Genomic DNA, 13,358 nt, shown 5'->3' with positions numbered 1-13,358 from the left:
AGATTTAGAAGGGTTTAGAAGGAGTAAAGATGGAATTAAACGAAAGAAGAGATGTTCCGGACGAAGATGTGATTGATTTAAGAGAAATATTCTTTGCGCTTAAGAGAAAATTATTTCTTATTCTTGCAGTAGGGTTACTGGGAAGCTGTTTGTATGGAGCGTACACAGCATTTTTTATGGAACCTTTGTATACTTCCACATCCAGTATTCTTGTTTTGTCCAAGGAGACAACTCTGACCTCTATTGCAGACCTGCAGTTAGGATCACAGCTGGCAGCAGATTATCAGGTGTTGATAAAAAGTACAAGCGTAATGGAAGATGTGATCGAAGCGCTTGATCTGGATATGACCGCAGAAGACCTCAGAGAGAGCATTTCTGTAAATAATCCGGAAGATACAAGGATTCTGGAAGTTTCTGTAGTGAATACAGACGGAGAACTTGCCAAAAAGATCACAGATAAAGTCGTTGAGATTTCTTCTGAATACATTGGCGATAAAATGGAAGTAGTTCCGCCGAAAATTATCGAAAAAGGAAAGATCCCCACAGTGCAGACTTCACCAAGCCTGAAAAAGAACATTCTGATCGGATTCCTTGCAGGTATTATTCTCTGCGGTGGAATTATCTGTGTGCTTACGGTTATGGATGACAGCATTAAGTCTGAAGAAGATGTGGAAAAATATCTGGGTATTCCGGTTTTGGCTTCTGTTCCGGATAGAAAAGACTATATTAATAAGAACAGAAGAAAAAAATAACAGCCTGAGTGAAAGGAGATACCGGAATAATGAAAAGAATTTCAATGCAGGATGTCCGCAAAGCGGATTACTATTATGGAGAGGCTATTAAAACACTGCTGACAAATGTAAAATTTGCCGGTAAGGATGTAAAGACTATTTTACTTACAAGCTGTTATCCCAACGAGGGAAAAAGTGATATTACATTTTCACTGGCAAGGGAAATGGCTGAGTCAGGAAAAAGAGTGCTTCTTCTGGACACAGATATGAGAAAATCAACCTATGCTCTGCGGTTTCGTGTAACGGAGAGTATTTCGGGACTGTCTCAGTTTTTAAGCGGACAGATCGGGATTGCGGATTTATTATATGCAACCAATTACGAGAATCTGGATATTATTTTTGCAGGACCGACCGTTCCAAATCCGTCAGCGCTTCTGAGCGAGGGGATTTTTTCAACCCTGTTAAAAAAACTGAGAGAGCATTATGATTATATTTTTATAGACACGCCGCCGGTTGGCACGATTATTGACGCTGCCATTGTAGCCCAGAAATGTGACGGAGCGGTTCTGGTAGTGGAAAGTGAAGCGGTCAGCTATAAAATTGCAAAAAAAGGACTTGCACAGATAGAAAAAAGTGGCTGCAGGATTCTTGGAGCAGTTCTCAATAAAGTTGATATGAAGAAAGACAAGTATTATTCTCATTATAGTGGAAAGTATGCCGCATATTATGAAAAAATGAAAGAGGATAAGAAAGAAAATTGAGAAGACATAGTAAGTTTATAAATGTATGTCTGGCTCTGCTCTGTGTTGTACTTGTTGTGATTTTGGGAAGTCTTATCGTATGGAACAAAAATCAGACGAAAGAGGACAGACAGAGACTGGAAAAACTGGCGGATGAAACAAGAGCAAAGGATGAGAAAGCTCTGGAGGAATCCGATAAAAAACAGGATAAAACAGAAAAAGCGCTTCAAAAGAAAGCAGCTCAGGAGAAAGAGAATGCAGTAGCTTCCGAGAAAGAGAACGCAGTAACTCCCACACCTGTTCTGTCGCCGAAGCCTTCTGAGCCCGCTAAGGAAAAAGTAGCAGGGATATCCTGCTGGGGAGATGATCTTCTGACAGCTGATGATACACAGCAGTATTCTTATACGTCTGTTCTTCAGAAGCTTCTTCAGGACAATGGATATGATATCCCGGTGCTCAATAAGACTCTTCAGGGCGGAGGAACGCTCTCTATGATGAAAAGAGCCGGGGTCAGCGACCAGATCATACAGAGTTTTATTTCCGAGCATCAGAAAGCAGCCAATGGCGCACAGCTTTATGTGACAGAAACAGGAATCCGTGATTTTACAGAAGAAGAGCTTGTCCGTGATGATCTGGACTGTATCCCTGTTATATTTATGGGATATTACGGAGGCTGGAATCACGATCCCGCTGAGCTGGCACAGCAGCAGGAACATATTTTAAAAACATTTTCCAATCAGGATCGATTTATCGTAGTTGGAACACGGCCTCTGGATGGTTCCGTGGATGCTGCGACTCTGGATGCTGCGTTAAGTGAAAAGTGGAAAGAGCATTACATCAGTCTTGCTGCCGTTACTTCTGCACCTGCTTCCACATATGAAGCCCAGGCGGCAATGGCGCAGGCAATTTACCAGAAAATGTTGGAACTGAAGTATATCAGCAAGGAATAAACAGGAAGTGCAAAATTATGCTGACAAAAAAGAGAAGCAGATACCGGAAACGAAGAGCAGCATATATTCTTACGGGGATTTCCGTTCTGGCTGTGGCAGCGGTGTTTGGGATTGGGATATGGAAAAACCAGACAGAGGACACTCATTCTAAACAGGTAAAAACTGCTGTTTCTGAAAACCAGCAGGAAGATGGCATTGTCTATAAGGGAAAGTCTTATATATATAACGAACATTTAAGTAATTTCCTTTTTATGGGAATTGATACCAGAGGCGATGTGGAAAACCCGGATGCAGATAATATCGGACAGGCAGATGCGATTTTTCTGGTATCTATGGACAGAGTGACAGAGCAGATCCATGTGATCTCGATTCCACGGGATACCATAACAGAAATAGAAACCTTTACCGTAAGCGGAAAAAGTCTTGGCAAAATGAAAAACCATCTTAATCTTCAGTTTGCCCAGGGCGATGGAAAAAGGGAGAGCTGTGAATTGATGGAGGATGCCGTTTCCAATTTATTTGGAGGGATTCACATCCAGAATTATTGCGCTGTCAATATGGATGCGATTCCTGTAATGACAGAAATTGCAGGAAACGTGGAAGTTACAGTTCCGGATAACAGTCTGTCAGAGGTGAATCCTGAATTTACAGAAGGAGCAAAAGTTGTTCTGACAAAGGATAACGTAGAGCAGTTTGTTCGTTACCGGGATACGGATCAGGAACAAAGCGCGCTGGTGCGCCAGAACAGACAGAGGAGTTTTTTGCAGGCATATATGGAAAAAGCCCAGGAGGAATATCAGAAAGATTCTTCATTTGTCACAAGGCTTTATGAGGGGATCAGAAGCTATATGGTGACAAACATGGGAAATGATATTTTTGTGGATTTTCTGACAGCATCACAAAAAAAACAGCCGGTAACACACACAATACCGGGAGAAGGCGTTCAGGGTGAATACTATGATGAATTTCATGTGGATCAGGACGGACTTCAGGATTTGATCTATTCTGTTTTTTACAAAGAAGATAAATAGCAGACATGCCATTATCTTATATAAAATTTATTTAAAAAAGGAGAGACGACAATGAGAAAAACAAACAAAATTCTTGCCGGAATTTTAAGTGCAGTTGTACTTATGAGCCCTGTAACTACATGGGCAGGCCCGAGTATTACAGATGAAGTAGTAGTTGTAGAGGACAGCGTAGGCAAATATATCGTTACAGATAAAATTGAGGATGCTGAAGTATTTACTACACTGGAAACAGAAGACAAAGAAATGACAGATCTGATCAAAGAAGTAAATGAAGGAACAAAAGATGTGGAAGCATTTACTGAGAAATTATCTGCCACACTGGAAACAGTAACTGATGAGAATGCAAAAGCAGCTCTTGAAAAAACAGTAAATGAAATCAAAGAAAAGAAACTTGACTTTTTAACAGGCTTTATGTCTCTGGAAGCAGCAGATGGCGCAACTGTAGAGAAAAATGAAAACGGCAAATATGATGTTATGATTCATGTTCCGATTCTGAAAGATACTCTTAAAGACGTTAATATCTTATATTATAACAAAGAATTAAAAACTTGGGAGATCATCGAGCCTGTAGCTGTTGATTTTGAAAAACAGACCATTGAATTTGAAGCAGAAGACTTTTCTCTTTTTGCAGTTCTTGCAAATATCGAGAATGCATAAAACAAAGAGATAAGGAACGGCTGTTTCATAGCAGTTTTATCCTTTGAATAAGAAAGAATCTCCCGGGAGATCAGGGCTTAGAAAATCTGATGTTCTTCGGGAGATTTTTTGATACTGAAAAACTGCACAAAAATATGAGACATTTTTTGGATGAAATTCTGATTTTACAGTTCAGTTACGATTGTACTTGCAACCTGTCATAAAATATGATATTATCTCATTCAAAGAAAAGGGAGTAGCGGCCATCAGATGAAAATTAATATATTTTCAGAAGAGGTACATATTTGCGTCAGTTCGATATCAGTAATGGGTATCCGCGATATGAAGTAAGCAGCAAGACTTTTGTTTTGAGGCAGAAATAAATCTGTCCGGAGCAAGAGTCTTTTTCTTTTCTTTCAATAAATGCCCTGACGGACATATCTTAGAAATTTCAGTACAAGGTATACCTGTATGTTCAGAAGATCGGGCAGCAAGGAGGATACAGATGGAGGAAAATAACAACATGAAAAAGAAGTGGTCTTCCAAAAGACCAAAGGCCGGGAAGCATGCAGGAAAGGTTGCGGCAGTTGTAGCCGGGTTTGTGGTTGTAGGTCTGTTTGCAACAGACTGTACCTATCAGATCCAGGAACAGGAGCAGGCAGTCTTATCTACCTTTGGAGTGCCGAAAGCAGTGACAGAAACAGGTCTTCATTTTAAGCTGCCTCTGATCCAGCAGGTACATAAGGTAAACACTACCATACAGGGCTTTCCGATCGGGTATGATCAGGAATCCAATGACGTGGTGGCAGATGAAGGGATCATGATCACATCAGATTATAACTTTATTGATGTAGACTTCTTTGTGGAGTACAGGATCACAGAACCGGTAAAATATCTTTATACCTCTCAGCAGCCGGAAGAAATTCTGAAAAGCATAGCGCAGAGCTGCATCCGTACAGTGATTGCCAGCTATACGGTAGATGATGTGCTGACAACCGGAAAAAGTGAGATACAGGCAAAGATCAAAGAAATGATCATGAAAAAAATGGAAGCCCAGGATGTGGGAATCCAGCTTGTGAATATTACGATTCAGGATGCGGAGCCGCCTACACAGGAGATCATGAAAGCCTTTAAGGCTGTAGAAACAGCAAAGCAGGGAAAAGAAACTGCTGTCAATAATGCCAATAAATACAGAAATGAGAAGCTTCCGGAAGCAGAGGCTCAGGCAGACCAGATCATTCAGGATGCAGAGGCTCAGAAACAGGTCAGAATCAATGAAGCGGAAGCGGAAGTGGCACGATTTAACGCCATGTATGAGGAATATGTAAAAAATCCTACAGTTACAAAGCTCAGAATGTTCTATGAGGCCATGGAAGATGTGCTTCCGGATATGAAGATTGTGATCGACAATGGCGATGGAACACAGAAAGTTCTTCCTCTGGATTCTTTTACAGGGGAAAACGGCAGTGAGGAAACAGTGGACGCACAGCAGCCGGAAACCGCAACTGAGACAGAAAACGCTCAGAATCAGAATACAGATGCTGCAGTGCAGGGAGGTGAATGATCATGAAACGTAAAAAAGTTCTTACTGTGGCTGCAGGTGTTGTAGTTGTACTTGCGGCTCTTACATCAGTTACAGTGACAAAGCAGAATGAATATAAACTGATCCGTCAGTTCGGAAAGGTACAGAGAGTGATTGACAAGCCAGGTATCAGCCTTCGTGTACCGTTAATGGAAACAACAGCAACATTGCCGAAGCAGACGCTGCTTTATGATCTTGCGCCTTCAGATGTCATCACAAAAGATAAAAAAACCATGATCACAGACAGTTATGTGATCTGGAGGATCGCAGATCCTCTGAAGTTTGCCAGAACGCTGAATTCCTCTATAGAAAACGGAGAGAGCCGTATTAATACCGCTATATATAATGCAACAAAAAATGCGATCAGCAGTATGTCCCAGGACGAAGTGATCACCAGTCGTGACGGCGAGCTGGCAGACATGGTAATGGGATCTGTGGATGCCAATATGGAGCAGTATGGAATTGAGGTAATGCTTTTTGATACCAAGCAGCTGGATCTTCCGGATGACAACAAGGAAGCTGTTTATGAGAGAATGATCTCAGAGAGAGATAATATAGCAGCCACCTATACGGCAGAGGGAAGCTCAGAGGCAAAGGTGATCCGCAATACCACAGATAAAGAGGTTGCCATTCAGATCTCCGAAGCCAAGAAACAGGCGGAGATCCTGGAAGCCCAGGGCGAGCAGGAATATATGAAGATTCTTGCAGGCGCTTATGGCGAAGAGGGAAGAAGCGATTTTTATTCCTTTGTACGCAGTCTGGATGCCCTGAAGAACTCTATGAAGGGCGAGGACAAAACTGTGATTCTTTCTCCGGATTCCCCGATCGCGCAGATCTTCCAGGGGAACACAGGAAACGTGCAGTAATGAACTGGGCGTGATTCATGGAAGAATTTATAAAAGACAGACAGAAGACTGTATATTTTTGGAAAAATAAATAACTGAATTTTTATGGAAATACAGCAGGCGCCGGAACGTGGAAGCGGGATGGCGCCTGTTGTGTTACTGTTTATGTTATGGGGGGATATTACCTGTGAATAGCTATCCGGCTGCAGCAGATATAATTTTGTATATATGATTTTGGAAAAAATAAAAAAAGTACTTGCAATCTTTAGACATTGATGCTACACTATAATGCGAACGCGCTATGAGTGCGTCTATAACTGCAGATTCAAGCCTAAATTACGAGAGGAGGATTTCCAGTGAAAGTAAGATCATCTGTAAAGCCGATCTGCGAGAAATGCAAGATCATTAAAAGAAAAGGATCTATCAGAGTTATCTGTGAAAATCCAAAACACAAACAGCGCCAGGGTTAATTCCGGTAGTTTGTGAAACGTGCGGCTGCAGTTTGATACACCCGGAAGGGTTGTTCGGACTGTTTGTATAATTGATTTATCAAAGCATGTATTGCCTAATACCGAGAGGCAACAGCAGCGTACAGCTGCAATTTCGGAAAGGCTGTCTTACGCCAAAGACGGCTGGGTGTTTTACCGAGGCACCCCAATTAGGAAACTGAAAACAGAAAGCAGACTTTCAGATACGCCCCATTTCACCTTGCCATCCGGCAAGTGGTGTATGTCAGAAGCGCTTTCAAAAAAGAAAATGGAGGAAACAGTACATGGCTCGTATAGCTGGTGTAGACTTACCAAGAGAAAAACGTATTGAAATCGGCCTTACCTATATTTATGGTATCGGCAGACCGAGCGCAGAAAAAATTCTTGCGCAGGCAGAAGTAAATCCTGACACACGTGTCAGAGATCTGACAGATGAAGAAGTAAAGAGAATCAGCGCTGTCATTGATGAAACAATGATGGTAGAAGGTGATCTTCGCCGTGAAATCGCTCTTAATATCAAGAGACTGCAGGAAATCGGATGCTACAGAGGAATCCGTCATCGTAAAGGACTTCCGGTTCGTGGTCAGAAGACTAAGACAAATGCAAGAACTCGCAAGGGCCCGAAGAGAACAGTAGCAAACAAAAAGAAATAATAAGCAGACTACTTAACAAATGCAGGCTGGTAAGCGCAGCGTGAGTTTGGTAGGAACTTGGTTCGAAAGCTTAATGGATTCCAGCGTAAGCGGAGGATAAATTCAGCGAATCGAACTTCCTTAATTGATAAAAGTAACTTAAGAATATTACATTCAAGGAAAGCGTAGGTTAGTTTTAAAATGGCAAAAGCAACCAAAAAAACGACAACAAAACGTCGTGTCAAGAAAAACGTTGAACACGGACAGGCACACATTCAGTCTTCTTTTAACAACACAATCGTTACACTGACTGACAACGAAGGAAACGCTCTTTCATGGGCAAGTGCCGGCGGTCTGGGATTTAGAGGTTCAAGGAAATCTACTCCTTATGCAGCACAGATGGCAGCAGAGACTGCAACAAAAGCTGCTTTGATCCATGGATTAAAAACTGTTGATGTTATGGTAAAAGGACCGGGTTCAGGACGTGAAGCTGCAATCCGTGCACTTCAGGCATGTGGTCTTGAAGTAACAAGTATCCGTGACGTAACACCGGTTCCGCATAACGGATGCCGTCCACCAAAACGCAGAAGAGTCTAATTGAGGAGGTAGCTTGAAATGGCAGTGAACAGAGTGCCCGTTCTGAAAAGATGCAGATCTCTTGGTCTGGATCCAATCTATTTAGGAATTGATAAAAAATCTACAAGACAGTTAAAACGTGCAAACAGAAAGATCTCTGAGTACGGTTTACAGTTAAGAGAAAAACAGAAAGCAAAATTCATTTACGGAGTTCTTGAGAAACCTTTCCGTAACTACTACAAAAAAGCCGACAGAATGCCGGGCCAGACAGGTGAGAACCTGATGGTTATGCTTGAGACAAGACTTGACAACGTAATCTTCCGTATGGGATTTGCAAGAACAAGACGTGAAGCTCGTCAGATCGTTGACCACAAGCATGTACTTGTAAACGGCAAATGTGTAAACATTCCGTCTTACCTTGTAAAAGCCGGAGATACAGTTGAGATCAAAGAAAAATGCAAAGGTTCCGAAAGATACAAAGGAATTCTGGAAGTAACAGGCGGAAGACTTGTTCCGGAGTGGCTTGATGTAAATCAGGATGCTCTTTGCGGAACTGTAAAAGAACTTCCGAACAGAGAAGTAATTGATGTACCTGTAGACGAGATGCTTATCGTCGAGCTGTACTCTAAGTAAAGCATAGAGGTTAAGGTGCAACTGAGCTTTTATGCGATCCCCAAACGAAGCTTAGGCGGAGTTTGGGGATACTATATTAAAAGTATGACGCAGCTTTCCAGAAGGAGGGAGCCTTATAGTGTTTGATTTTAATAAACCAAAAATCGAAATTACCGAAATATCCGAAGATAAGAAATTTGGCAGATTCGTAGTGGAACCGCTGGAAAGAGGTTATGGTATTACTCTGGGCAATTCTCTCAGAAGAATTATGCTGTCTTCCCTCCCGGGAGCAGCTGTAAGCCAGGTAAAAATTGACGGCGTACTGCATGAATTCAGTTCTATTCCGGGTGTGAAAGAAGACGTTTCAGAGATTATTATGAATCTGAAGAGTCTTGCAATTAAAAATAACAGCTCTGATAACGAGCCAAAAACTGCATACATTGAGTGTGAAGGAAAAGGTGTCGTAACAGCAGCTGATATTCAGACTGATCAGGATCTCGAGATCATGAATCCGGATCAGGTGATCGCCACACTGAATGGTGGTAAGGACTGCAGACTTGCAATGGAACTTACCATTACAAGAGGACGTGGATATGTAAGCGCTGACAAAGGTAAAACTGATGATATGCCTATTGGTGTGATTGCAGTAGATGCGATTTACACACCGGTTGACAGAGTAAACATGGTTGTGGAAAATACTCGTGTAGGTCAGGTGACAGATTATGACAAACTGACTCTGGATGTATTCACAAACGGAACTCTTGATCCGGATGAGGCAGTGAGCCTTGCAGCAAAAGTATTAAGTGAGCATTTAAGCCTGTTCATTGATCTTTCTGAGAATGCAAAAACCGCTGAGGTTATGATCGAGAAAGAAGACAATGAGAAGGAAAAAGTTCTGGAAATGAGCATTGATGAGCTTGAGCTTTCTGTTCGTTCCTACAACTGCCTGAAACGGGCTGGAATCAATACTGTAGAAGAGCTGTGCAACAGAACATCTGAGGATATGATGAAGGTTCGTAACCTTGGCCGCAAGTCACTGGAAGAGGTACTTGCAAAGCTGAAGGAACTGGGCCTGCAGCTTCAGCCTACAGAGGAATAAAATACACTCATTTTATGAATATTACCGCGGGGAGCCAAAGCATCAGGGCAGTAAGACCGAACAAGCATGTCCCGGTGTCCCGCAGATGGAGGAAAATAACATGGCAAAATATAGAAAATTAAGCAGAACATCCGACCAGAGAAAAGCTCTGTTAAGAAACCAGGTAACAAATCTTCTGTACCACGGAAAGATCGTTACAACTGAAGCAAAAGCAAAAGAGATCCGCAAAATCGCAGAAGGTCTTATTGCTATGGCTGTTCGCGAAAAAGACAACTTTGAGACAGTTACAGTAACTGCAAAAGTTGCTCGTAAAGACGCTGAAGGCAAGAGAGTAAAAGAAGTCGTAGACGGTAAAAAGAAAACTGTATACGATGAAGTTCAGAAAGAGATCACAAAAGACGCTCCTTCCAGACTTCACGCTCGTCGTCAGATGGCAAAAGTTTTCTATCCTGTAAAAGAAGTACCGGCTAAAGGTGCTGGCAGAAAGAAAAACACAAAAGACATCGACATGGTTAAGAAAATGTTCGATGAGATCGCTCCAAAATACGTTGGACGTAACGGTGGTTACACAAGAATCGTTAAGATCGGACCACGTAAGGGCGATGCTGCAATGGAAGTACTTATTGAGTTAGTATAATTCAGTATCTCAGGGGGATATCTGCTCAGGCAGATATCCCCCTTTTTTAAATGAAATCTGAGCAGTAAAGTTTCTGTTGATAAATGAACGGAAGTATCGTACAATCATTAACACAGGAACCTGACCGGACAGAAGTTTCCGTGAACTTTACCGCAAACCCTTCCACGCATATTTTTGGGACAGATACAGCCAGAATATACGATATGGTAATTGCAGAATATGTCATATGGGGTTTGCAGAATTTATCGTGAGAATTTCAGAAAAAGACGGTACATCAGACAGGAAAACTGAGGGTAACGTGTATAGATCCGGAGTCAGGGGATATGATAAGAAAAAATACAGAGGATATCAGATACATGAATATAAGAAGAATTGCAGCAATATGGGCGGCAAAGACGGCAGGTTTTATCTGCAAGAAAATGGGAAGACAGGGTGTTACCTGGGCAGGGAAGATTGCTCTGAAGATCTATCCCCCTGTTCTGAAAGAACTGGCATCAGAAGTAAGAAAAGATATTTTTGTGGTCTGTGGTACCAACGGAAAGACTACCACCAACAATATGCTTTGCGCAGCGCTGGAAGCAGAAGGCCAGAAGGTAGTCTGTAACCACACGGGCTCCAACATGCTGAACGGAGTTGTGGCAGCATTTGTTCTTGGCGCAAAGCTCAACGGTCACATGGATGCAGATTATGCCTGCATTGAAGCAGATGAAGCTTCCACAAAGTATATTTTTCCGGAGATCAGGCCGGATTATATGGTCATGACAAATCTTTTCCGGGATCAGCTTGACCGGTATGGAGAAATTGATATTACCATGAACATTCTGGAAACCATGATAAAAACAGTTCCGGATATGAAGGTGATCGTCAATGGGGATGATGCACTTTCCGCATATCTTGCAATGGACAGCGGCAATCCATGTGTATTCTATGGGATCAGCCAGCCTGTTATGAAAAATGATACCAATGAGATCCGTGAAGGACGTTTCTGCAAAAAATGCGGAGAAAAGCTTCAGTACAGCTTTTATCACTACAGTCAGCTTGGCGATTATGTCTGCCCCAAATGCGGGTTTAAAAGACCGGAGCCTGATTTTGATGCAGAAGATGTACAGGTGGGCGACAGGCTTTCTTTTCGGGTGGAAAACAGACTTATCTCAGCCAGTTATAAGGGCTTTTATAATGTGTACAATATTCTGGCTGCCTATGCGGGAGTGCGTACAGCGGGATTTTCTGCAGAACACTTTACAGATATGCTGAAAAAATTCAATCCGGAAAACGGACGTATGGAACAGTTCCGTATTCAGGGAACCGGAGTGACTTTGAACCTTGCCAAAAATCCGGCAGGCTTTAACCAGAATATTTCTGCTGTTATGCAGGATACAGCGCCAAAGGATGTGATCATTGCCATTAACGATAATGCTCAGGACGGTATTGATATTTCCTGGCTGTGGGATGTGGATTTTGATCTTTTTGGCGGAGAGAATATCCGAAGCATTACTGTCAGCGGAATCCGCTGTCAGGATATGCGTCTGCGCCTGAAATATGTGGATATTCCGTCTGTTCTGGAACCGGATGTGGAAAAAGCCATCAGAGACAGGATCAAGGATGGTACAGGAAATCTCTATGTACTTGTAAATTATACGGCACTTTTTGCCACCAGAAATATACTGAAAAAACTGGAGGGAGAGCAGAAATGAAACTGACGATAGGACATTTATATCCGGATCTGCTGAATCTCTACGGTGACAGAGGAAATATCCAGTGCCTTATGAAACGGTGTCAGTGGAGAGGGATTGAGGCGGAAACCATTTCTTTTGAGCTGAATGATCCCATTGATTTTACAGGGTTGGATATTGTACTTCTGGGCGGAGGTTCAGACAGGGAGCAGATGCTTGTCTGTGAAAAACTCAGAGAGATCCGGGGAGATTTTAAGGAATATGTGGAAAATAACGGAGTTGTGATCGCCATCTGCGGAGGTTACCAGCTTCTTGGAAATTATTATAAAACAGATCAGGGAATGATCAAAGGTCTGGAGCTTGTGGATATGCACACAGAACAGCAGGAAGGGCGCCTGATCAGTAATATTGTTCTGAAAAGCGACTTGTTTGATATGCCGATAGTTGGTTTTGAAAACCATGGAGGAAGGACTTTTATCGGAAATAACAAGCCTCTTGGAAGGGTTCTTTATGGATCGGGAAATGACGGACAAACAGGTTATGAGGGTGTTGTATACAAAAATGTGATCGGAACTTATCTTCACGGTCCCCTTCTTCCGAAGAATCCTCAGCTTGCAGACTGGTTGATCACACAGGCTCTCAGGCGGAAATACGGAGAGATTCCAATGCTGGAACCATTGGATGATATTCAGGAAAAAGAAGCCAATGATTATATTTACAAAAGGTTTGTGAAATAATGCTTGCAATCAAAAAACACTGACGTTATAATGAAGCCATGGAACGGAACAGAATCCGTTTCATAAGTTTTAGAAACAGACTTGAAAGGAGTAACAGCTATGCAGAAATATGTATGTGAGCCATGCGGATATGTATATGACCCGGAAATCGGCGATCCGGACAGCGGAATCGAGCCGGGCACAGCATTTGAAGATATTCCGGAGGATTGGGTTTGCCCGATCTGTGGAGTAGGCAAGGATGAATTTGTACCGGAAGACTAAATAGCCGGACGGAAAGGTGCCGAAAGCAGGCTGCTTTTGACACCTTTCTTTTTGTTAGGGCAAGGCCCTGTTTTACATTGTGGAGTTTTTCGTTGTTCCGAAAAACGAAACTTTGAAAAACAAATAAA

16 protein-coding genes are annotated in these 13,358 nt (G+C 42.3%); all 16 read left to right on the top strand.

Annotated elements, in window-relative coordinates; genetic code table 11:
• Positions 1-29: 29 nt before the first annotated feature.
• The 16 genes from LU279_RS09795 (at position 30) to rd (ending at position 13,230) form a co-directional block, all read left to right on the top strand.
• Positions 30-752, top strand: coding sequence for a YveK family protein (locus tag LU279_RS09795; RefSeq protein WP_274422350.1), 723 nt, complete (start codon positions 30-32; stop codon positions 750-752).
• Between the two features lie 26 nt (positions 753-778).
• Positions 779-1,492 (top strand): CpsD/CapB family tyrosine-protein kinase, encoded by a 714-nt coding sequence (locus tag LU279_RS09790; RefSeq protein ID WP_442870154.1) that lies wholly within the window; start codon positions 779-781, stop codon positions 1,490-1,492.
• Positions 1,489-2,421, top strand: coding sequence for a hypothetical protein (locus LU279_RS09785; protein ID WP_274422348.1), 933 nt, complete (start codon positions 1,489-1,491; stop codon positions 2,419-2,421). Before LU279_RS09790 ends, LU279_RS09785 begins: the two co-directional genes overlap by 4 nt.
• A 17-nt stretch (positions 2,422-2,438) precedes the next feature.
• Positions 2,439-3,452, top strand: coding sequence for an LCP family protein (locus tag LU279_RS09780; protein WP_274422347.1), 1,014 nt, complete (start codon positions 2,439-2,441; stop codon positions 3,450-3,452).
• Between the two features lie 51 nt (positions 3,453-3,503).
• Complete coding sequence (locus LU279_RS09775; protein WP_274422346.1) at positions 3,504-4,109, top strand: hypothetical protein; 606 nt, start codon at positions 3,504-3,506, stop codon at positions 4,107-4,109.
• Positions 4,110-4,593: 484 nt separating this feature from the next.
• The gene (hflK, locus tag LU279_RS09770) at positions 4,594-5,652 is read left to right on the top strand and encodes an FtsH protease activity modulator HflK (RefSeq protein ID WP_274422345.1); all 1,059 of its coding nucleotides are present in this window, start codon (positions 4,594-4,596) and stop codon (positions 5,650-5,652) included.
• A gap of 2 nt (positions 5,653-5,654) precedes the next feature.
• Complete coding sequence (gene hflC / locus LU279_RS09765) at positions 5,655-6,536, top strand: protease modulator HflC (RefSeq protein ID WP_274422344.1); 882 nt, start codon at positions 5,655-5,657, stop codon at positions 6,534-6,536.
• A 335-nt stretch (positions 6,537-6,871) separates the two neighbouring features.
• Positions 6,872-6,985, top strand: coding sequence for a 50S ribosomal protein L36 (rpmJ, locus tag LU279_RS09760; protein WP_003497809.1), 114 nt, complete (start codon positions 6,872-6,874; stop codon positions 6,983-6,985).
• A 302-nt stretch (positions 6,986-7,287) separates the two neighbouring features.
• Positions 7,288-7,656: a 30S ribosomal protein S13 gene (rpsM, locus tag LU279_RS09755; protein ID WP_274422343.1), complete on the top strand. Its 369-nt coding sequence runs from the start codon at positions 7,288-7,290 to the stop codon at positions 7,654-7,656.
• A 180-nt stretch (positions 7,657-7,836) separates the two neighbouring features.
• On the top strand, positions 7,837-8,232 hold the full coding sequence (gene rpsK / locus LU279_RS09750) for a 30S ribosomal protein S11 (protein WP_022066623.1): 396 nt from the start codon (positions 7,837-7,839) through the stop codon (positions 8,230-8,232).
• Between the two features lie 18 nt (positions 8,233-8,250).
• On the top strand, positions 8,251-8,844 hold the full coding sequence (gene rpsD / locus LU279_RS09745; protein ID WP_274422342.1) for a 30S ribosomal protein S4: 594 nt from the start codon (positions 8,251-8,253) through the stop codon (positions 8,842-8,844).
• Between the two features lie 118 nt (positions 8,845-8,962).
• Positions 8,963-9,922: a DNA-directed RNA polymerase subunit alpha gene (locus LU279_RS09740; RefSeq protein ID WP_274422341.1), complete on the top strand. Its 960-nt coding sequence runs from the start codon at positions 8,963-8,965 to the stop codon at positions 9,920-9,922.
• Between the two features lie 100 nt (positions 9,923-10,022).
• Positions 10,023-10,559, top strand: a complete 537-nt coding sequence (locus tag LU279_RS09735) for a bL17 family ribosomal protein (protein WP_022066626.1) — start codon at positions 10,023-10,025, stop codon at positions 10,557-10,559.
• Positions 10,560-10,915: 356 nt separating this feature from the next.
• Positions 10,916-12,253, top strand: coding sequence for a MurT ligase domain-containing protein (locus LU279_RS09730; RefSeq protein WP_274422413.1), 1,338 nt, complete (start codon positions 10,916-10,918; stop codon positions 12,251-12,253).
• Positions 12,250-12,969 (top strand): type 1 glutamine amidotransferase, encoded by a 720-nt coding sequence (locus LU279_RS09725; protein WP_274422340.1) that lies wholly within the window; start codon positions 12,250-12,252, stop codon positions 12,967-12,969. The genes LU279_RS09730 and LU279_RS09725 overlap by 4 nt, the downstream gene beginning before the upstream one ends.
• 99 nt (positions 12,970-13,068) lie before the next feature.
• Positions 13,069-13,230 (top strand): rubredoxin, encoded by a 162-nt coding sequence (gene rd / locus LU279_RS09720; RefSeq protein ID WP_022066629.1) that lies wholly within the window; start codon positions 13,069-13,071, stop codon positions 13,228-13,230.
• Positions 13,231-13,358 lie beyond the last annotated feature (128 nt).

The organism is Blautia sp. XA-2221 (assembly GCF_028767025.1).
Lineage (GTDB): Bacteria > Bacillota > Clostridia > Lachnospirales > Lachnospiraceae > Blautia_A.
Note: the sequence above shows the minus strand (reverse complement) of the source record. Positions and strands in the feature narration are given on the sequence as shown.